Annotated in this window: 15 protein-coding genes; 7 read left to right on the plus strand and 8 right to left on the minus strand. The window is 55.4% G+C overall.

The annotated features are described in order from the left end of the window. The first annotated feature begins 4 nt into the window (after positions 1-4). Genes fliP through ABJ205_RS00555 form a run of 6 tightly spaced genes read left to right on the plus strand, consistent with a single transcriptional unit; the run spans position 5 to position 4,865 of the window. A complete protein-coding gene (fliP, locus tag ABJ205_RS00530) occupies positions 5-748 on the plus strand; it encodes a flagellar type III secretion system pore protein FliP (protein WP_348159584.1) in 744 nt (247 codons plus the stop codon). Positions 749-759: 11 nt separating this feature from the next. Continuing rightward, entirely contained in the window at positions 760-1,032 is a 273-nt protein-coding gene (locus tag ABJ205_RS00535; RefSeq protein ID WP_348159454.1) for a flagellar biosynthetic protein FliQ, read from the plus strand. A 14-nt stretch (positions 1,033-1,046) separates the two neighbouring features. Then, the gene (locus tag ABJ205_RS00540) at positions 1,047-1,865 is read left to right on the plus strand and encodes a flagellar biosynthetic protein FliR (RefSeq protein WP_348159456.1); all 819 of its coding nucleotides are present in this window, start codon (positions 1,047-1,049) and stop codon (positions 1,863-1,865) included. Between the two features lie 9 nt (positions 1,866-1,874). Beyond that, complete coding sequence (locus tag ABJ205_RS00545) at positions 1,875-3,011, plus strand: flagellar type III secretion system protein FlhB (RefSeq protein WP_348159458.1); 1,137 nt, start codon at positions 1,875-1,877, stop codon at positions 3,009-3,011. A gap of 12 nt (positions 3,012-3,023) precedes the next feature. Beyond that, on the plus strand, positions 3,024-4,475 hold the full coding sequence (gene fliD, locus ABJ205_RS00550; protein WP_348159460.1) for a flagellar filament capping protein FliD: 1,452 nt from the start codon (positions 3,024-3,026) through the stop codon (positions 4,473-4,475). Positions 4,476-4,490: 15 nt separating this feature from the next. Beyond that, entirely contained in the window at positions 4,491-4,865 is a 375-nt protein-coding gene (locus ABJ205_RS00555; protein ID WP_348159461.1) for a hypothetical protein, read from the plus strand. On the opposite strand, the gene ABJ205_RS00560 is transcribed toward ABJ205_RS00555, so the two are convergent. Next, complete coding sequence (locus ABJ205_RS00560; protein ID WP_348159463.1) at positions 4,862-5,731, minus strand: alpha/beta hydrolase; 870 nt, start codon at positions 5,729-5,731, stop codon at positions 4,862-4,864. The genes ABJ205_RS00555 and ABJ205_RS00560 overlap by 4 nt on opposite strands. A 4-nt stretch (positions 5,732-5,735) precedes the next feature. Next, positions 5,736-5,966 (minus strand): Na+/H+ antiporter NhaA, encoded by a 231-nt coding sequence (locus tag ABJ205_RS00565; protein WP_348159464.1) that lies wholly within the window; start codon positions 5,964-5,966, stop codon positions 5,736-5,738. Between the two features lie 148 nt (positions 5,967-6,114). Between ABJ205_RS00565 and ABJ205_RS00570 the strand changes: the two genes are divergently transcribed. Further along, the gene (locus tag ABJ205_RS00570; protein ID WP_348509972.1) at positions 6,115-6,570 is read left to right on the plus strand and encodes a flavin reductase family protein; all 456 of its coding nucleotides are present in this window, start codon (positions 6,115-6,117) and stop codon (positions 6,568-6,570) included. A 4-nt stretch (positions 6,571-6,574) separates the two neighbouring features. Here the strand turns inward: ABJ205_RS00570 and ABJ205_RS00575 are convergent, their stop codons facing one another. From ABJ205_RS00575 to ABJ205_RS00600, 6 genes are all read right to left on the minus strand, one after another. After that, complete coding sequence (locus ABJ205_RS00575; RefSeq protein WP_348159467.1) at positions 6,575-6,976, minus strand: PaaI family thioesterase; 402 nt, start codon at positions 6,974-6,976, stop codon at positions 6,575-6,577. 277 nt (positions 6,977-7,253) lie between these two features. After that, positions 7,254-8,354: an alpha/beta fold hydrolase gene (locus ABJ205_RS00580; RefSeq protein WP_348159468.1), complete on the minus strand. Its 1,101-nt coding sequence runs from the start codon at positions 8,352-8,354 to the stop codon at positions 7,254-7,256. A 313-nt stretch (positions 8,355-8,667) separates the two neighbouring features. Further along, complete coding sequence (locus tag ABJ205_RS00585; RefSeq protein ID WP_348159470.1) at positions 8,668-12,012, minus strand: amidohydrolase family protein; 3,345 nt, start codon at positions 12,010-12,012, stop codon at positions 8,668-8,670. Positions 12,013-12,097: 85 nt separating this feature from the next. Further along, complete coding sequence (locus ABJ205_RS00590; protein WP_348159472.1) at positions 12,098-13,942, minus strand: DUF885 domain-containing protein; 1,845 nt, start codon at positions 13,940-13,942, stop codon at positions 12,098-12,100. 229 nt (positions 13,943-14,171) lie between these two features. Then, positions 14,172-16,133 carry a M1 family metallopeptidase gene (locus ABJ205_RS00595; RefSeq protein WP_348159473.1) on the minus strand — a complete coding sequence of 654 codons (1,962 nt, stop codon included), beginning with the start codon at positions 16,131-16,133 and terminating at the stop codon, positions 14,172-14,174. A gap of 282 nt (positions 16,134-16,415) precedes the next feature. Then, positions 16,416-19,643 carry a cytochrome P450 gene (locus tag ABJ205_RS00600; protein WP_348159475.1) on the minus strand — a complete coding sequence of 1,076 codons (3,228 nt, stop codon included), beginning with the start codon at positions 19,641-19,643 and terminating at the stop codon, positions 16,416-16,418. Positions 19,644-20,815: the final 1,172 nt, after the last annotated feature.

The raw sequence follows: 20,815 nt of genomic DNA on the forward strand, positions 1-20,815 counted from the left end.
AACCATGTTCTTCGCATCGCTCCCCGCTCTTGCGGCGGTTCCTGTGCCGGAGCCTGACGCGGCTGGCATTGGCAGCGCGATTGAACGCGCGCTGAGCGCAGATGGGGCCGGCGAGGACACACCGCTAAGCTTCTCAATTCAACTGCTCATGTTGATGAGCTTGCTCACGGTCCTGCCTTCGATCGTGCTGATGATGACGTCATTTCTTCGTATCCTGATCGTCCTTTCAATTCTGCGCCAGGCTTTGGGTCTTCAAGGATCACCACCAACACAGGTTTTGGTGGGTCTGGCGCTATTCCTTTCTTTGTTCATCATGGCGCCCACCCTCGATATGGTGAACACCGCCGCGATCGAACCCTATGCCAGCGGCGCATTGGAAGCCGATGATGCCATCGCTGCGGCAGGTGGAGCATTCCACGAATTCATGCTGCGTCAAACGCGTCAGACAAACCTTTTGATGTTTGCCGATATTGCCGGGGTAGGAGGGTTCGAGAATGGGCAGGATATTCCCTTCTCAATCCTTCTCCCCGCTTTCGTGACGAGCGAGCTCGAAACCGCGTTTCAGATCGGATTTATGATTTTCTTACCCTTCCTCGTGATCGACTTAGTGGTGGCCAGTGTTCTGATGAGCCTTGGCATGATGATGCTTTCGCCCACCATCATTTCCTTGCCGTTCAAGCTGCTTCTATTCGTCCTAGTGGATGGTTGGTCGCTTTTGATGGGCAGCCTCGCGATGAGTTTTGGATAGGAGCAGGAAGGGTGCAAGACGACGCGCAGCTATTGGCATTGGCCGACCGCACTTTGTGGGTGACGGCTTTGATTGTAGGGCCGGTTTTAATATCCGCGCTCACCGTGGGATTGATCGTGGGGATCATTCAAGCCGCAACGTCAGTGAACGAACAAACGCTTACCTTTGTGCCAAAACTTGCGATCTCAGCCTTGGTCTTTGTCGTTCTGGGAGGCACGATGATGGCGCTCCTCGGAGATTTCACGCGGGAAATATTCGCGCAGGTCGCCGGCATGGCGCGATAGGGCGGCGGAGCCTTATGACTTTTCTCGACCTCGGCTTCGACACACTTATCGAGCAGCTTTGGCAGCTCCTTTTCCTCTCGATCCGGTGCGGGGCGGCCATGCTGGCGGCGCCTATGGTTGGCGGGATGGTCGTCCCGGCCACCGCGCGAGCCATGGCCGCCTTCGTCATCGCGATCTTTGTTGGTGTTTGGATGCCTGTGCCCGAACTTCCCGATATGCTCAGCTTTGCCGCGGTCCTTGCCGTGCTCCAAGAAGTGATTATCGGCGCTGCATTGGGCTTTGTCCTACAGATTGCCTTTGCGGTCCCGCTTATTGCTGCGGAGCAAATATCGGGCACAATGGGCCTTGCGATTGCAACCTCGATTGATCCGTCAAGCGGCGCACAATCAGGTGCATTAGGCAGCTTCTTTGGGCTAATCCTCACCCTCCTCTTTTATATCATTGGCGGGCATCTTTTGTGGTTTCGCCTGATCATGGAAAGTTACCGATTGCTTCCTGCGGGCAGTGGAGGGTTTGGCGGTGTTGAAGCGCAGAGCATCGTGCTTTTCGCAGGCTATTGTATCGCGGTAGCGGCTGCGATTGCACTGCCGGTTATCTTGGTTTTACTCTGCGTCCAGATCATCACTGGCACCATTTCGCGTGCCGCTCCCGCGCTCAATCTGTTTGCCCTTGGTCTTCCGGCGGGCACGCTTGCTGGGATCACAGCGATGATCATCGCAATGCCGATATTTGTCGAGCAATTCACACTCGTTCTTAAGACAGCCTTGGAGCAGTCCGCAGCGTTACTCACGCCCAGTATTAGTGATTTGGGCCTAAATGGGGTGGGAGGGTGAGGACGACCCATGGCTGAGGAAACCCCGGGCGAAAAGAGGTTTGATCCAACCCCAAAGCGCAAGGCGGATGCGGCGCAAAATGGCGATGTCCTGCGTTCCAAAGAGGTCGCAACTGCTGTTGCCATGCTCACCGGCATTTCGATGATGGCCATTGAGGGGCCTTGGTTGATGGACAGCGTCGCCGGGGTCGCCCTTGCGAGCTTTCAGTTTGAGTTCAATCGCACCACCCAATTTGATCCGGCGATTGTTGCATGGAACGCAGGCTCGGCGATCCTCCCTCCCATTTTGGTGATCGGATTGACGGTCATGATCGTCACATCGGCAACCCAACTCCTGCTGGGTGAGGGGCGGTTTGTGCCTAAGAACCTCAAACCCAAGGGGCAGCGCATAAATCCCCTGAACGGGTTAAAGCGCATGTTCGGATCACAAGGGCTGATCGAATTGGGCAAATCGATCCTAAAACTGGTGCTGCTTGGCACTATTGCTGCCTATTGGATATCGACCACTCTCACCAGCTTGCTTGGACTTGGACGCGGGTCATTGAAAGCGCAGCTGGCCTATGCCTGGCAGGCCGGTGGGTCGCTCATCCTGCTGCTGGTCATGGGCCTCGTGATCATCGCCATGATTGATTATCCAATTCAGGCATTTCAGCGCAACAAGCGCCTCAAGATGAGCCTTGAGGATCTCAAGAATGAAACCAAGCAGGCCGAAGGTTCGCCCGAGATGAAATCGGCCCGGCGTCAGCGCCAACGTGATCTTGCGCGGGGTAGCTTTGGCAAGGCCATGAAAGATGCCCAGTTCGTGGTCGTGAACCCGATGCATTTTGCGGTTGCCATGACGTATGATCCCGATCTTGCGCCAGCGCCGATTGTGCTTGCCAAAGGTCGCGGCGAAACGGCCCTAGCAATGCGCGAAATGGCAGGGGAAATGGCTCTCCCCGTGCTCGAATACCCACAATTGGCGCGTGCAGTTTACTTCACCACAAGGGTCAATCAGATGGTGCGCGAAGAGCTGTATATCGCGATTGCGGCTTTGGTTGCATTTGTTCTGTCCCTAAAACGCGGGGAGCGGGTCACAAGGCCGCAAATTTCTGTGCCAGAGGCGTTGCAATTTGACACCGATGGAAACCTTCAAAAAACGCCTTAAGCAATTTTCCAAATGGCCGTCCTTGGACACATGGAAAACCAAGGCTCATCGATCATCACAGCGCTTGGCGCTGGCAGCGGCATTGATTTTATTCAGCTTGCCTCGGACCTCTCCGAAGCTTCATTTGAACCGCGAAGGGCCAATCTGGAAAACCGCAACACGGCCCTCGAAGCGCAGATATCCTCTGCGACCTTGCTTCGCTCCTCATTGAACAATCTTGCAAGGGCGCTTGGCGACCGGGTGCGCAATGGCGATCTTTCGCCTCAACCCAGCCTGGGTAATTCTGCGATTGCCGATGTAACAACCACCGTGGGTATTGCGCCGCAGGGGAACTATTCGCTCGAAGTCTCGCAGCTTGCACAAAGCCAAACGCTCGCTTCGCAAAGTTACGGCGCAGGCACGGATCTGGTGGGCGAAGGCACGCTCAATATCCGATTTGGCACAGTGGATGGGACGAGTTTTACCGAGGACACTGAGCAAGACGGTTTGGCGATTGAGGTCACGGCTGATGATACGCTCGCTTCGATTGCAGCGAAGATTTCCACGGGCAGTGATGGGAAACTGTTTGCTTATGTCGCACAAGGATCAAGCGGCGCGCAATTGGTGATCAAAGGCGAAGATGGGGCGCAAAACGGCTTTGTGTTGGAGCCGGTCAGCACGGGTTCCTTGCCCAGCGGCACCCCAGGCAATCTTGATTATCTGAATTGGAATCCTGCCAGCGATTCCGGCGAACTGCGCCAAGCCGCGCAAGATGCAGTGTTTAACCTCGACACGGTCGAATTTACCAGCGCATCGAACACGGTTACAGGCTTGCCAGAAGGCATTGGCCTTACCTTAAACGAAACAAACGTCGGTGCGCCTGCCACTTTGAGCTTTAACGCCAATGATGGCGCGATCACTGCGGTGATGACCGATTTCGTCGCAGCGCTAAATGATGTGGTGCTTCTTCTCAACGAGGAAGCATCGGGCCTTGGCAGCACGCTTGGCAACGATTCAGGTGCGCGCGGTCTTCGCGCCGATCTGTCATCTCTTGCGAGCGAGATTGTAATGCCGGGCGCAGAAGATGGTGAGCCGAGCACGTTGGGCGATCTTGGTCTTTCGATCACGCGCGAAGGTACTTTCCAACTCGATACTGAACGGCTTGACGCAACGCTTGCTTCATCACCTGATGGGGCCGCGGCTATGTTTACCGCAGGCGCGTTTGGTGTTTTTGCAACCATCGACGGTTTGGCGCGCGAAAACACTCTGTTTAGCGATCCAGGGTCTTTGGGAGGATCGATCACCCGCTACGAGGCGCAAATTGACCGCAATGAGGAACGCCTTTCGCGAGTTGCCGATAATCAGGAATCCTTGCGTAATCGGCTCACCCGGAGTTTTATCGCAGCGCAAAGCAATGTGACCCAATCGCAGTCGACACTCAGCTTCTTGCAGCAGCAGATCGACGCGTTCAATTCATCAAACTAAGGGAGCCAGAGAGCAATGATGCCTTTGTCACACGAGGCTGCGAACGCGTATCGCAAGGTTGATTTGGATGCGCGCATCGAGGCGTCTTCGGGTGAGGATTTGACCCGTATCTGCCTTGAAGAAGCGATTGCGGCCTTAGGTCAAGCTTTGGCGGCAATTGATCAAAGGCCCCAAGACGTCCCGCAAGAGCCGCTTTCGCGTGCGCATGGGATTGCAATCTGGCTTGCTAGAGGTGTTTCCAAAGATAATCCATTGGGCGGTCCATTGACCCAATTTTATGGTGGAGTGGCGGCGACGATCGCCCGCAACCTGACCCGGAGTTCCCCTCTCGATATTGCCCGTGCCCGGAATGATTTGGCCGACATTTTTCGCGCAGCGCGCGAGATTTAAATCGCCATCGCCTCTTTGATGATACGCGCTGCGTCATCGGGGTCTTGAAAGGGATGAAAATGGGTCATGTCAGACCGGTCCATATCGATCCCTTTTGGCATGCTATCCGCAAGGCCAGGCCATGTTGGCGAACCTTTAAAGTCGCGTTCCTTCAGCTGCATCGCGCGCACCACTGTGGTTGGAACTTGAACTTGGCGAGCAGCGTCAAGCGCGGGGGCTCCAGATAGGCTCGACATATACATGCTGGCTTCCGTTTCGGGCGCGCAAGACAGTTCAAATCCGCCGCCCTCCAATGAAGTGAGGCCATATCGGCAGTAGTCTTCAAACACGTCACGGCGAAATAGCTTGTAGGGATCGCGGGTTTCGAACCTTTCGATCATCTCCTGGGCCGAGCCAAAGTCGCGCTTGCGCCGTGCAGCGGGGTGCATCTGGCCTGCGCTAAAACCTTCAATATTCATCCCATAGAATTCCGGGGTCAAAACCACCGGATCAAACAGGATAAGCGACCGAAATGTGTCTGGACGCACTGCGGCCGCGCGAAGGACCGCATGACCACCCATGGAATGACCCATTGCGACCGTATCTGAAAGCTCCAAATGGTCGATCAAATCGGTGAACTCATCCACCACGATCTGCCACTCGTTCAAGGGGCCGCCGGTTGATTGTCCGTGGCCATGCATGTCCACTGCGATCACTCGGGTTTCGGGGAAATGCGCGGCAATCGCGTCATAGCACCGCCCGTGAAATCCGGTTGCATGTGCAATCAGAAGGGTTGGCGCACCAATGGGCGCAGTCCATTCGTGATAGGCGAGGGTGATGTCCCCCGCCTTGATTTGGCGGGTTATGGGCTGTTTTGTCTGACTCATCTGGTCAGACGCTTTGCCCGTTTGTGTCCTGTTCGGAAAGAGCGGATTTCAACATAAAAAACCCGGCGAACGTTGTGATCAATGATCCAGACAAAACTGGCACCTTCACCGCATCAATCAATGCAGGGTCGGTGAAGGCAAGATTGCCGATAAACAGGCTCATGGTGAAGCCGATCGCCGCCAGCAATGAAAGTCCGTGGATATTGCGCCATCCAACACCTGTTTTGGCGGGCACCCATGCATTGACAATTGCCTAGCTTGCGCCGAACGCGCTTACAAATGTCTTTGCGCAGGCGAAGTCCAAACATTGTCATCCACCGGAGCCATTTTTGAGCGACGTTCAGAACCAAACGCCGCCAAGTGCTGCGGATTTTCGGAAAGCCATGGGCCAATTTCCCACGGGCGTTTGCGTTGTAGCGATTGAAGCGCAAACAGGTGGCATAGCCGCCATGACGATCAACTCCTTTGTTTCGGTTTCGTTGGAGCCTTTGCTGGTCAGTTGGAGCCTTCACAACGATTCGGGCCGGTTCGAAATGTTTGCAAAGGCACCGCGCTTTTCGATCAGCATTCTGGCGTCTAATCAAAGTGAGCAAGCCGCGGCGTATGCATCACGCGCCGAACACACGCCGAGGGAAAGCGATTTTGAACGGGCCAGCGACGGGCTTCCTGTGCTCGCAGGTGCACTTGCGAGCTTCGTATGCAGCGCGTTCGGCAACCACCCGGCTGGCGATCATACTATGATCCTTGGGGAGGTGACGGGGATTTCGGGGGCAATGGATGGAGCCAGCGCTGCGCTTGGTTTCCATCGAGGCGAATTTGTCAGCGTTCCCGAAAGCTAGAGTTTTAATACAAAATCATCTGAGTGCAGCGGAACAGGGCGCATTTTCGGCCTGTCTCTTGATGTGTAACGGTTGAGGTCCAAACTTGGGTTGTTCGGCCAAGGTGATCTGCCTGGGCACGCCCAATTAATGTGCCTTCGCTTGCTGTCCCAAGGAAGTTCGATTTCAGTTCTATCGTGGTGTAACCCTTCGCACTGGCGGGAAGAACATTGCCCGCCGCAAAGCCGCAGACGCTGTCCGCTAAAGCGATCATGGAAGCAGCATGCAACGCGTTTGCTCCGGACCGCAGATGATGTTGCTGGATCACCATTTGGGCCTCAAGCCAGCCTTCTCCTTCGTCCAAGAGCGTGATCCCCATATGAGGAACAAGGCCGCCTTTTTCGGGATCAAAGCGTGGGTCGCTCATGTCATTCTCCAATCGGGCGTGTGCCATCACCCTGTACGATGATTGCGGCGCAATAAAATGGGTGCAAGGTGTTGGCAACGTCCATCAAAGCGCGCCGATAACAAAGTTTGCTTTTGCCCCTATTGTCGCCATGGGGCCCCCGTGGTTTGAACGTTCGCAGCCGGGACCTTGGCGGACAGGGCCGTCTTTGTCTGCAAAGCCAAGATAGCGGCAGGTCCGGTTTTAGCTCGAAGAACGGTTCTGTTTGAGGTCTGAAACTGGGGGTGGAAGCAGACCGTCAGCTTTCTGGTTCCTCTTCGGCGGCAACGACTTCGCTAATCCACGCCGAGATTGCGTCATAGTATCCGGCGACAATCTTGGGTGAGGAGAGTATTTCCAACATCTCTTTGAATGAGCCATTTTCACTCTGATGGAGGTTGTGATTGCCATCCGGGAACGTTGCAATCCTGAGGGTGGCATTGGGATTTTGCCCGATTGTTTCCTCATAGAGCTGCCGGGTTGAACGCCAATCGACGATACTGTCGCGTTCCCCAAACAGTGCTAGCACCGACACATCGAGCTGGCCGAGCATCTCTGGGAAACCCTCAACGTAAAGCGCGAGGCCGCTGTCAGAGTCTATCGTCTGTCCAAGCTCTCTCCAATTTTCGACCAAAGCACTAAATCCGGCTTTGCCGATGGAGGTGTCACCACCTGACATGTAGTCGAAAAATGGATCGGAACGCAGATCGACTGTAGCAGCAAGGTAGTCATCAAAAGCTCCCGCATTGGCGACTATGCGATTGCCATTGAGCCATTGGCCATACAAGTGCTCGATCTCGGCATTATCATACCCTTCTAGTTTCCAATTCGACTGCAGTAGATAACCGAATGATTCCTTGGCATCCACACCGCTGACCGAAATCCAGAATTTGATCTCGTCATCTTGGGACATGGCTAGGGGTGCTATCCAACCTGCTCTGCTGATGCCCCAAAGGCCTATCTTCTGGGATCCAGGTATGTTTTGATCGCGCAGAAATTGTGCTGCTGCCAGCACTTCGCCAGCGCTGCTTTTGACTGGTTGATTTGGATCGAACTCGCCCTCGCTCGTTCCACAGCCGGGCTTGTCCCATACAAAGGTTGCTATACCTTCCTTGGCAAAATGAACGCGCAAGTCGAAGTACCAGTTCTGCTCAACGACGTTCGTCTTACCGTATCCATGGACGATAATTACCAGCGCATGCGCTTCGCCGTTGGCAGGCACGTCCAGAAGTCCGGAGAGCTTGTTGCCATCGGCCGCAAAGGTGATCGGATTGCTCTCACTGCTCGCCAAAACAGGTTGAGAAATCCCAATAATCAACAGCAACCACAGTTTGGCCACACCCTTCACCATCAATCTCATCGAACATGCTCCGTCGGATAGTCACCTTTTGCGTGCAAATGTAATTGGATCCTCGTTGAGTTGTTTTGCCTAAGCGACAACTCATCGATCAATGGGCAATTGCATTCGATCAATGAGTGAGAGTTCCTCGGGCTGGGAGCATACCGGATTACCTTCGCGCGAATGTCGGCTTTCGGCGTCAATTTAGTTTAATCCTGATGCCCGCATTTGGGTCGCTAGCGGAATGACCAATTCAGGCGGATTGCAGCCGCACACCGGTCCATCGTTCATCGATCCAGTTGCTGCCATCCGCCTTCAGTCTTCGATTTGATCCTTAATAGGAGTGGCTGTCACCATCGCCGTCACCATGATTGTGACCGCCGCCAGCGTGGGTCGCACGCTCGGAGCCGCCTGCGTTGCCGCCCATGCCCGATTCCCACCAATAAGCGCGGCGGCCGCCGTCACCTGTGGCGACTTCTTGCATCGTCTTGGCATCATACATCCGCCCGCCGATCATAACGCTTTCGATCTTATCGCTATCGCGCACATTGATGGTGGGATCGGCGGTGAGGACCAAAAGGTCGGCCAGCTTGCCCACCTCAAGACTGCCTACGTCCTTTTCCATGCCCAGCGACTGCGCGGGGTAAATTGTCGCGGTTTTGAGCGCTTCCACCGCGCTAAAGCCGCCGCGTGCAAAACTCCATATTTCCCAATGTGCGCCCAGGCCCGGCTGCTGGCCATGAGCGCCAATCGACACCTTGATCCCGCGGTCGGAAATCTTCTTGGCCTCGCGTGCAGCATTGTCATCCACAAACGCCCATTCTGGCGCCTTGGTGCGCCGCGCGTTGTTTGCGAGAAGCACCTTGGGCGGCGAGTGGATCATCAGCGGGTGATCGAAAACATCGGTTGCCTGACGCCAATAGGGATCGCCTGCAAGACCGCCATATGTGACCGTCAAAGTGGGCGTATAATTGGTGTTTGATTGACCAAAGAATTGCAGTACATCTTCGTAGAAGACATCGCCGGGCACGTTGTGCTCCATGGTCGAGTTGCCATCTGCGATCAGGTTCATATCCATCCCGAACAGCGATCCGCCTTCGGCCACCACCAGCATGTTTTCCTCTGCTGACGCACGCGCCACCATCTGACGCTGTTCACGCCGGGGTTGGTTGTAATTCTTGATCGAGATGCCGCCTTGGGCCTTGATCCGGCGAACGTGGGCAAGCGCCTCTTCATATGTATCGATCCGCGCATAAATGCCGGGCGCCTTGGCCCCGTAGACGATCTCTCCGGTTGAAAAGATACGAGGCGCTAAAAGTGTGCCTGCCATCTGGCGTTCGGCTGAGGCGAAGATCAGGCTCGCATCGCTGGACGGGTTGTGCGTGGTCGTCGTGCCCATCGCCAGATCCTGAATAAGGCTCCAGTTCTGTTGAGGCACGAGTTCGCCTGTGCCGTGAGGGCCGTGGTGGTGCGCGTCGACAAATCCGGGCATGACCACCTTGCCGCTCGCATCGACGATTGTGGCCCCTGCTGGAACGTCCACTTCGCCAGCTTCGCCGATAGCCGCGATCCGGTCCCCTTCAATGATGATGACACCGTTCTCAATTGTTCCGGCATCTTCGGTATCGAGGCCAGCTGCCATAGTGAGAATTTTCGCACCAGTGATGGCAACAGTCCCCGAAGGCGCAGACTTAGTGACGGTGACAGCCATAGAGATTGCGCTGCTAGGCGTCTCGTAACCGGCTTCCTCGTCGTCATCGCCTTTGGGCTTTGAGGCGAAGAAGTCGCTGACCTGTGCTTGCTTCAATTCAGGGCCAATCGACCAGAACAAGGTCTCTCCGCCGCGCGCCCAGCCCATAAAGTCTGCGCCGCCTTTTGAGACCATGGTGATGGGCACTGGCCCTTCGGCCTCGCTGACATCGACCGGTTTGCCGCCCGGTATTACCGGCATGGCAAACACTTCGTAGTTTTGGCGAAAGGCAATCGTTTGGCCATCGGGCGCGATGCGAAAGTCGTTAACGAGGCTTCCCGTCGCGTGGGTGCGCACTTTCTCGCCATCCAGATCAGAAGACATTAGGGCAAGCTTTTCGCCGTCGCGCCCGACCATGAAAATGCGGTTGTTTGATGCCCCAAATTGCGGCGTAGAGCCATTACGGGTGATAAACACGGGATCGTCGCCACCCGCCGCTTGCAAGTAGATGCCGGGATTTTCCGATTGCTCAGGCGCGGTGAGATAGCCGCCTCGGCGCTTTTCGTAAGCAATCATCCGGCCATCGGGTGACCAGGCAAGGTTGGCGTAGTGACCGGGCGCAGGCGAGACGACATTGCCGTTCGCGCCATTTGCATCCGCCACAACAATCTCGCCAAGCCCTTCATCGGTCCAGCGCACAAAGGCGAGCTTCGAACCGTCTCGGCTAAAGGCAGGGTAGGCCTCGACAGCATCGCTGTTGCCGCTTGTCATTGGGCGAGCGGCATCGCGGCCGCGCGCCGATTTGGTGTGTAATTTGCCGAGCGTTTCAAACACGACGCGGCTGCCATCAGGGGAAAGCATGCCGAACTTGGCCATTCTGGTACTAAAGCGATCGGGCGAAACTTCGATGACGGGATGCGGCGCATCCGCAATACCGCGCGTGTCATTCACACTGAAAGGGATCACCGCATGGTTCGCCCCGTCGCGGTCCACCCGGTTAAGCTTGCCGCCCGCCCAAAAGACGATTGAGCCGCTGTCCGGTGCCCAATCCATATTGGGATAGACACCCGTGACTGCCCAGGTCTCTTGCACATCCAAATCAAGCGCGCCGTAGATCATCCGCTCGCGCCCGCTTGCAAGGTCTTTCACCCACAGTTGGGAGGTGTCCTTGTCGCGCCGCACAAAAGCGATCTCCTTACCATCGGGCGACGGCGCGGGGCGCACAGCGCCGCCATAGCCATCGACCACGGTTGAGACTTCGCCTTTTTCAAGGTCGTGTTTTTCAATTGCAAACACACCCGCGTTGGAATCCTGGGCGTAGATAAACGTGTTCCCGCTGGTCGTATTGCGGGTGTAGTAAATGGCCTTGCCATCGGGCGCGAATATCGGTTCGCCCAGCTCCTTTTGCAGCTCTTCGTCGCGCCGCTCAACCACTTGGACGCCGCCGCCGCCCGAGACATGGTACATCCAAATCTCACCCGTGCCGAGCGAACGCTGAGTGGAGAAGTGCTTCTTGGCCGCAATAAAGCGCCCATCCGGAGACCAAGTGGGTTGGTTCAATAAGCGAAAGCTCTCTTTGGTCAGCTGGCGCTTGTCGGAACCGTCTGCGTTCATGATCCAGATATTATCGCCGCCGCCGCGATCGGACGTGAAAGCGATAAGCGAGCCGTCAGGTGAAAAACGCGGGTGCACCTCCCACGCCATTCCTTGTGCAATGCGTGTCGCCTCGCCGCCTGTGATCGGAACGGTATAGATATCGCCCAGCATAGTGAATGCGATGGTCCGGCCATCGGGCGACACATCGACGTCCATCCATGTGCCTTCGTCTGTCTCGATAGGAACTTCGCGGATAGTTGCGCCGGTGGGTGCCTGAACATCCCATTTGGCCTGATCGCCCTCGTTATTGTCTGCGAGTGCGACGCTGGCACTCGCCAAAATGGATCCTGAAAGCATCGCGGTGACAAAACGGCGAACGGTAAGACGGCGCATGTACAAAAACTCCCTTGGCAGACCCCAATGGCTGGTAGTCTGGCATTTTTATATTGTCACGAGGCCAGCGGCCGCGAGCAGTCATTCAACCTTTGGCGGCGTTGATATACCGGGCAACGTTCTTGGCGAGCACATCCATAGGAACATTCCCGCCAAGGATTACGGCATCGTTGAACGCTTTCAAATCATAGGCTTCGCCAAGTTCGCTTTGCGCCTTGGCCCGCTGATCGGCAATCCGGCTATGGCCCAATTTGTACCCGGTCGCCTGTCCCGGCCAGCTGCAATAGCGGTCGACCTCGCTTGCCACTTCCTGTTCTTTAGAGCCGTTGCGCTCAACAAAGAAATTGACGGCGCGTTGCCGGCTCCAACCCTTGGAATGGAGGCCTGTATCGACCACCATCCGGCACGCACGAAAGGCAAGGCTTTGCAAATAGCCCAGCCGCCCGACTTTGAAATCATCATATGCGCCCAATTCATCCGCCAGCTGTTCAGCATAAAGAGCCCAACCTTCCGAAAACGGATTAAAGGCGAGAATCGACCGGATAAGCGGGAGGCGATTGGAATATTCGCCTTCCCAGACATGGCCCGGGATGGTCTCGTGATAGGTTAGGTCGGCAAGATCATACTTACGATGCAGGTCAGTGGTGCGAAGGTTAATCCACATTCGCCCCGGAATGCTGCCATCCTTGCTGCCAGCGCCGCCATAAGCCCCTGGCGCGCCGGGCTCTTCGGCAAGCGGCAAGCGGCGTACTTCAAGATTGGGATCAACCAACGTGTTGAACGCGCGCGGCATTTCGCCTTTGATCCAATCAATCCGCTCTTTGATAAAGGTCATGATCTCAGCGCGCCCGGGATCGCCTTCGGAAAACTTGTAGCGCGGGTCTTGGCTAAGCCCTTGCATCCGCTCACCAACCGTTCCCTTGGTGAACCCAATTTCCCGGAGGATGGGGTCCATCCGGGCATGCAGTTCATCAAGTTCTTCGAGGCCCTGATTGTGGATGTCATCAGCGCTGAGATTGGTGGTGGTGCTGGAGCGAAGGGCCCACGCATACCATTCCTCCCCTTGCGGACGTTCGCGCATTCCGGGGTCGTCTGTAGCGAGCTTGCGTTGACGCTTCAGCTCTTCAAGCTGTCGTCCCAGCGCGGCAACAACTTGCTCGCTTTCAACCTTGGCGGCTTCTTCCACTGGAGAATTCTCTAGCCCCGCCTCAGCGGACCGCTCGGATAGTGACGTCGTAAACAATTCGGCCCGCTGGGCGGTGGCAATCGTGCTCTCCATCTGAGCGATGGCTTTGTCGATGAGGAAACCGGGCGGGATCACGCCTATATCGCTTGCGGCTTTCATCCGATCCAACTCGCCATCAAAAACGGCAGGCATCTGCTTCATGCGTTCAAGGAAGAACCCTGCATCATCGTCATCAGCAATCGGGTGGCTCGAATCCATGAACCGCGGAAGGTCCAGATAAGACCCCACATTTTGGATCACCGCATAAGGCGCAGTGCGCCAGCTACCGACAGGGATGTCGCCGTAGGGCAGCGCGAGACCGTCCAGCGCAACCTGATAGCCGCTTTCGACTGCCTCAAAGCTGGTTAGCTGTTCAGGGGTAAGCTCATCTCGCGGATAGGATTTGGTCACCTCCAGATCGTGCCGCAACGTCTCCGCAAGAGCATCCTGACCCGCTTGAGATTGATCTTCGAGCTTTCCGCGCAAGTTCGCAAATTGACCGGTATCCACGCCAAGGCCTGTCGCGCGTTCCGGTTCGTGGCGCAGCAGGTTGTAGCCAACTTGTTCGAGCCAATCATCCGGGCCGAGTGATGTCACTGGGCCATCACCGCCCATCATATTGCATCCGGAAAGGCTGAGAGCGGTGGTTGCGCCAAGTCCGGCGAGAGTTTGGCGGCGGGTTAAATCGAAATGTCTTTTGGTCATGGCTTCGAGGTTTGACGCGCGGAATGGACCAAGTCAAATGCCAGATGCAGCGCAGGCGAATGAGCCGAAAGTGGATGACCCAGTTGCTGCCTTCCGCTTGGCGAATGATCGCCGCCAACGGGTGTCACACTTCGCTGGCCGCTGATGGTTGCCGCGAGAGCTTGCACCCATTGTTAAATCGAACGACGCTTGATCTTTGATGGGTTCTTCGTGGTTGAGGAAGACCCGCCTAAGCGGCCGCATCATATTGCAGCGTCTCGTCAACATTGCCGCGCGTATAGGCATGATAGCTGCTCCGCGTTTCGGCATAGATGCGCTGCGCGATTGGCTTACCCCAATTCGTTTCGTTGAGCGCTGTGAACAAGGGGCTGACAAATTTATTGCGTCCCACCCTCGCCAAAAAGCGTTCGGCTTGCGGAACGGCGGGGCCGTATTCATTGCGCAGCGCCGCCTCCAACCACAAAAACAGCACTTCATTGTTGTTGGTTTGCGAGAGCCCCAAGGTCGCATCGAGGGAAGCCAGCTGCTCAGCAGACAATTCTTGCGGGAGTTCCTCAAGGAAACGTCGTTGCTCCGCTGCGGTCCAGTTACGCCAAGCATCGGTATCTGGAATCGTGCTCTCGTTCGCGTAAGCCGAAACCGCGCCATCCACTTCGGCAAAGGCTTGCGCATCAGGCTTCCATGCGTTTTCCGGCAGGCCGGTGCCGTAGACCCATTCGTCGAGCATCAATTGGTTTTCGAGCTCAGCGTCGCCTGCGATCAGCTTTTCGCGCAGATCAGCGAGGAACATTTCAGATGTCACCGGCTCGAACGCATGGGCATCAAACCACTCGGTCAGCCAAGCATCAAACTTCTCGCGGCCGATGATGTTCTCCACCGTGCGCAGGAACACGGTTCCCTTGTCGTAAATTGCGAAACCCCTCGTATCGAACGGGCTTATTGAATTGGGTGAGCGCATGGCTGTGACGGGATTGTCTGCGCCTGCATCTTCAATGCCGCCGACCAAACCGGCATAGCTTAGAGCATATTCCTGCTCGGCGCGGGCTTTGCCATAGACTGCTTCAACGATACGGTTCTCAAAATAGGAAGTGACGCCTTCGTTAAGCCAGCCATCGCGCCAGCTCGAATAGGTGGTCAAATTTCCGGACCAGCTGTGCGCCAATTCATGGGCAACGAGCCCGTTGTTAGAGCGGTCGCCTGCAATGAATGTCGGTGTGAGGAAGGTCATCACCGGGTTTTCCATTCCGCCATATGGGAAGGCTGGCGGCAGGACGATCATGTCATACCGGCCCCAGCGATAGTCGCCGAAGAGCGCAATCCCGGCATCGATCATCTCTTCTGTATCGCCGACTTCCTGCGCAGCGGCTTCGATAACTTCGGGTTCGGCCCAGACACCAGAACGCGGGCCAAGTTCGCGAAATTCGATATTCCCCGCAGCAATGGCAATCAGATACGGCGGCACCGCATTGTTCATCACGAAACGGAAGTCGCGGCGGTTCTCGTCTTCGGCTTCGGGATCGCCTTGAAGCACACCGCTCATGACGACATTGAGAGGTTCGGGCGCCGAGATGGTCGCTTCCCAAGTCTGACGGATGCCGGGGCTGTCCTGAGTGGGAATCCAAGTGCGATTATTGATCGCCTGTCCTTGGCTGAAGAGAAAAGGATGTTCGCTGCCCGCTGTTTGTTCAGGGCTTAGCCACTGCAGTGCTTCGGCCTGCGGAGCAGAGACATATTCGACCATGATGCGGTGCGTTGGAGCAAGTTCGCCCTCGGCGAGATCGGCACTTCGTTCCAGCTCTTGAGCCGGTAGCTCGATGGTCAAAGGTTCGCCTTTGCCTTCGACCGTCTCGCCAAGCGCAAACTCCAGAGCATCGCCAGTCTGATCGGTAACCGCGGAAACACGAAGACCGTTAGAGTCGAGGATAACCTCGCTTGCTTCATCCGCCGCCAGAATATCTAGAGTGGCCGTCCCGCTGATCGTCTTCGCATCGAAGTCCATCGCCAGATCGAGGTCGACGTGCGTAACACGCGCCTCTTGCGGCTTTGCAAAAGTCTGATCATCAAACGCTTCTTCGCTTGTCAGTATCGGTGCGATCTCGCCACGTTGATCTGGGTCTTGCGAAACCAGATCGCCGCAACCGGCAAGGAGGAACAGAAATGGTAGCACAAGAAATGAAACGTAGGCGCGCATCGGGAGATCCTGACGATTGAGAATATCGGGCTGGATTACATGATCCAGAGCGAGTTGCCAGCCTCTGAATCAATAAACCATCCCCACCATCGCTCTTTGACGCTTTCCCAACAATCGGAGGCTGGCTTTCGCATTGAGTGGGCGGGGCGAAGTGCTTCAGCCGTTTCTGGTCCTTGCGGACTAGTTCCTTCAAGTGTTCGGGATCGAGAGACGCCAAAAGGTTGGTTTGACCATCATCGTATGGGCGACCCGCAGCATGGTTTGGTTTTCGCTACTGCGCTCCTATCCCACCCACACGTCCAGCAGATAGCGCTCTTCGTCCATCATCGTGTCGATCCAGGATTCCGCTGCTTTTTCGTCGCAGCCCCGTTTGTCCATGCATATCTGGGAAAGGGCACGGCGCACGTCTGGTTCCATTTTGGCGCCGTCTCCGCAGATGTAAATTCGCGCGCCCGCATCGATCATGTCCCACACAGTGTCGGCCTGCTGCACGATCAGGTCCTGGACATAGGTCTTTGCGCCTTCATGGCGAGAGAATGCGGTGTGGACAGTGGCAATGCCGCGCTCATGGAAATCGGCGAGTTCTTCGCGGTACATAAAATCGTGATCAGGATGACGGCAACCGAAGAACAGAAGGGCATGCCCCAATTCTGCTCCTTGATGTTGCAAGAAATCGCGTTGTTGCAGGAACCCTCGGAATGGAGCGATGCCTGTGCCTGGCCCGATCATAATGATGGGTTTGGCCGGATCATCAGGAAGACGGAAGTTTGCAGTGGGTTTGCGCACGAGCGCTTGAAACCGGTCTCCGGGGGCAAGCCCTGCAAGATAGTTTGAGCACGTGCCTCTAAACTCGCCCTTACCCGATAACGCAGGCCCTTTTACAACGCCGACCGTGATCGAGCAGCGGTTTGGCGTTTGTGATGGTGACGACGAAATTGAATAATAGCGCGGGGTGAGGAAGGGTATGAGTTCGAGAAAGACAGCGAGCGGTAAATCGCAGGCGGGAAAGTCTTCGAGTATATCGAGCACCGACTTGCGCTTCGCCAAGACTTCGGCGGTGTAGAGATCGCCTCCGTCATCAGCAGGCTGAGCGGCAAGCGCTTCTAATCCGGCTTTTGAGTTCGGGCACTCCACAAACCGAGCGAGCGTTGAAATATCCTTGCGCGTTGCCACAGCCTGCAATTCGCCCGCTGTTTTTGCAAGGTTTAGCACAGAGAACGTACTGCCGCTGGGGAAGGGACCACGCATATCGCTGCGCGATTCAATCCGCACATAGGTATCGGCGTCTAAGTTAAACCGCCTTAGCAATCGTTCGACCACTGCGGTGTCATTGACCGGAACCACGCAGAGGTGATCGCCAGCTTCGTAAACCATCCCTTCTGGCAATTCGATTTCGATATGCTGGGTCGAACGGCCATCATCTTTGCTGATGTCCTTAAGCTCGCGGGCGCTCACCAAGGTGACTTCGCGCGTGCCGACACGGTCAGCAACGGCATTGGCGGTGATACTCTCAGTGATCTCAACCGAGTACAGAGGTTCAGCTACCGCAGTGGCATTGTCTTCAAGGTCCAGTCCGAAATGTTCGCCCAATTGCGGAATCAGAGCATCAAGCCAATTATGAAACTGCGTATCGACGTCGGCCCGTGCGTCGAGTTCGGTGCTGTCCACAATCCGCGCCGCGCCCAGTTCTTTCATGCGCGCATCAATTTTACGTGGGACTTCCTGAAAAGTTGCGGCCCAATCGCTATTGCCGCACCCCAGCATGAAATATGAAACGCCCTCTAACCCTGCAGACGGTGCGTCTGTTGTCTCAAGCCAATCAACGAATTTGGCAGCATTATCAGGAGGCATTCCATTGTAGGAGGCACAGGCAATCGCCACCGCGCCTTTTGAAGGCAGCTTTCCAGCAAAAGCGTCGAGCGGTGCAAGTGTGACGTCAAAGCCGCCAAACTCTGCTCTTTGGGCAAGTTCCCTGGCGAAACCTTCGCTTGAGCCGAGATTTGAACCGAAGAGGACCGTCAATGGCGTGCCATGTTTGGCCACGCGAACGGCGCTGGATACAGGGTCGGCATTATCTGTTTCGGAAGTATCGGCCCCAAGCCGCTCGACATCTTCGCGCAGCTGCGCCTTGATGGTGAATTCATTGGGCTTGATCGACAGAGTTTCTTTGATGTCGAGTTCATAATTGGAATGGTCGTAGAGCTCGAAGCGCTGCAAAATCATGGCGAGCACTAGGATTGATTCCTGGATGGCAAATTGCCGTCCGATGCATGCCCTTTGGCCATTTCCAAATGGCTTGTATGCGGCTGGATCGCGCGCAGCCTCCGCTTCGGCAGTGAAATTGCCCGGGTTAAACGCGCCGGGATCATCACCCCACACATTGGTGTCGCGGTGCAATGAAGGGATCACCACCGTGGTGAAAGTGCCTTTGGGAATTGCATATTTGCCGCCCAGCACTTCATCCTTAAACGGTGCCAATCCGAATGCCGGAGCGGTCGGCCATAGGCGCAAAGCCTCAAGCAGGATGGCCCGGACATAAGGCATGCGCCCAATTTGTTTAGCGCTTGGCAGCTGATCGATATTGCGGCCCAAAACCTCGTCGACCTCTGCATAAGCGCGGGTGAGTACATCACGGTTCTTGAGGAGGTAATAAATCGTGAAAGACAACAGGCCCGATGTGGTCTCGTGCCCTGCAATCAGGAATGTATTGATTTGATAACGGATATTTTCATCCGACAGTCTTTCACCTGTTTGTGCATCGCGCCCTGACAACATGAAGTCGAGCAGGTCTTGCGGCCCGTCGCCGCCCTGATTGCGGCGCTCGCGAATAATTTCATCGACCAGATTGTTCATATAGGCTGCATCGCTTTGCAGCTGATTGATCTGAGCGGCCTTCACCAACTTCTCACCCGGAAGCCCGCGCATGGTTTGAGTTGTGCTCAGAGTGCGGTTGAGCGCCTCGATGAAAGGGTGAAAGTCCTCGCGGTAGAATGAATTGAAGCGGTAGCCAAAACCGCAAACCCCAATCGTATCGAGCGTCAAGCGGATCATATCTTTGGGAACATCGATCACATCGTCTGAATTCATACGCTCCCATTTGAGCATCAATTGACTAGCGATGTCCTGCATCATCGGCAGATAGCTGCCCATTGCCTTTTGGCTAAAGGAAGGCAGCAGGATGTTGTGTGCTTTTGACCAATTGGGGGCATCGGTATCGCCAGTAAACAACCCATCGCCAGCGATCAGCCGTAACCGCTTGAGCGGGCCGCGCACGGTTTTGTCGAACCGTTTTTCGTCGCAAACCTCAGCGACCAAATCCGCGCTTGAGATAAATATAAGAGTGTGGCCCATGACTTCGAGTTTGAAGATCGGACCATATTCGTCGGCCAATCGCATCAATTCTTGGATCAGGCGCGAAGAATCTACCGTGAAAGCGTTACCCAGAACCGGCGCTCCGGGAGGTTGTGGGATCGGGCTGAGCTCGTTTGAGGATACCATGAATATGGTCATGCCAGACGAAGCCGAGACAGGAAAGAGCCTGCAAAGCTCAGCCGGGCACCGCCTTTACAGGACGCTGCGGGGGAGAAGCCTTCGCCGCAAGTGGTTTATCAAGACGAGTGTGTGGCGAGCGAGCTTGCAAGGCCTGAGCTAACGCCTGCGGATCATGATCCCTATTCGGGAGCTTCGCTGAGGTGAGAGTGACGGCAAATTGCCCGAGGCGGGAGGCGTTTGAGACATTGATCAAGACCTAATATCCACTCGATCAGTCAGAAATTACAACAGCTTAGAACCGCACTGACCCACTACTGGCACAGAAAAGGACATTGCCGTTTTCTCTATACATCTCAATGGCTTACTTGCCAGCACCGCTGCGTACGGTGCGCGCCCCAAATTCCACCATCGCGAGACCCGATCCGGTGAATGAACCCGGATCGTTCCAAAGCCCCTAACTTCCGTTCTTTCGCCAAAAATGCATAGGTCCGATCAAAAAGAGAATTATCGGATAGTATAGAGAAATGAGTAAAACATAACTCCACGAATCCCCGAAATCGAAATACTTGATAGTATATAAGTATGTTTCGAAGAATCCGTAATCTAGTAGGCCGCTAACCACAGACGCAAAAAGCAAGCTAGGTAGTGAAAAAAGAAGGAGCAAAATGATCGTTTTCAATTGTCGTTTCCGGTATAAAAATTTTCCGATCGAAGCTTCGTTCTGAGCTGATCTCCACGCTGGATTACTTAGACGACCTCGTACCGTACGATAGAAGGCTTCGGCAATAGCCAGGCAGGCCCCATGACTCTCTGGGTCTGGGCTCCGGCTCAAACATTCAGCGCGCATACCTTCGCGAAACTCTTCATCGCACTGCGCACGATCAGCACCAAATGTTGTCCAACAGATGTCATGGCCGTCACACGCTTCGAAAATTCGTCCGACATTTACGGTGGAGTTCACAAGACCCGAGTTACCGCCTGCGGACTATGATCCTTATTCGGGGGCATCCTTACGGCGGGAGTGATTAGCTCGCTGAATGCTTGAACTTAAAGAACAACAACGGATCGCCAAAACCAAACTCACTCTTCTGGTTCACCTTCCCTGAACTTGTTAACTATTAACACCATGAGACAGGGTACAGGTGCCCAGAGCAGAATGCTAAATAACAGCCGACCAACACTTGGGTTTT

This window comes from Erythrobacter sp., assembly GCF_039988855.1.
Classification (GTDB): Bacteria; Pseudomonadota; Alphaproteobacteria; order Sphingomonadales; family Sphingomonadaceae; genus Erythrobacter.

Bases quoted from the DNA above. Each gene is read 5' to 3' on its own strand.
- fliP (WP_348159584.1), top strand. From the start codon at position 5: ATGTTCTTCGCATCGCTCCCCGCTCTTGCGGCGGTTCCTGTGCCGGAG.
- ABJ205_RS00540 (WP_348159456.1), top strand. From the start codon at position 1,047: ATGACTTTTCTCGACCTCGGCTTCGACACACTTATCGAGCAGCTTTGG.
- ABJ205_RS00545 (WP_348159458.1), top strand. From the start codon at position 1,875: ATGGCTGAGGAAACCCCGGGCGAAAAGAGGTTTGATCCAACCCCAAAG.
- fliD (WP_348159460.1), top strand. From the start codon at position 3,024: ATGGCCGTCCTTGGACACATGGAAAACCAAGGCTCATCGATCATCACA.
- ABJ205_RS00555 (WP_348159461.1), top strand. From the start codon at position 4,491: ATGATGCCTTTGTCACACGAGGCTGCGAACGCGTATCGCAAGGTTGAT.
- ABJ205_RS00560 (WP_348159463.1), bottom strand. From the start codon at position 5,731: ATGAGTCAGACAAAACAGCCCATAACCCGCCAAATCAAGGCGGGGGAC.
- ABJ205_RS00570 (WP_348509972.1), top strand. From the start codon at position 6,115: ATGGGCCAATTTCCCACGGGCGTTTGCGTTGTAGCGATTGAAGCGCAA.
- ABJ205_RS00575 (WP_348159467.1), bottom strand. From the start codon at position 6,976: ATGAGCGACCCACGCTTTGATCCCGAAAAAGGCGGCCTTGTTCCTCAT.
- ABJ205_RS00580 (WP_348159468.1), bottom strand. From the start codon at position 8,354: ATGAGATTGATGGTGAAGGGTGTGGCCAAACTGTGGTTGCTGTTGATT.
- ABJ205_RS00585 (WP_348159470.1), bottom strand. From the start codon at position 12,012: ATGCGCCGTCTTACCGTTCGCCGTTTTGTCACCGCGATGCTTTCAGGA.
- ABJ205_RS00590 (WP_348159472.1), bottom strand. From the start codon at position 13,942: ATGACCAAAAGACATTTCGATTTAACCCGCCGCCAAACTCTCGCCGGA.
- ABJ205_RS00595 (WP_348159473.1), bottom strand. From the start codon at position 16,133: ATGCGCGCCTACGTTTCATTTCTTGTGCTACCATTTCTGTTCCTCCTT.
- ABJ205_RS00600 (WP_348159475.1), bottom strand. From the start codon at position 19,643: ATGACCATATTCATGGTATCCTCAAACGAGCTCAGCCCGATCCCACAA.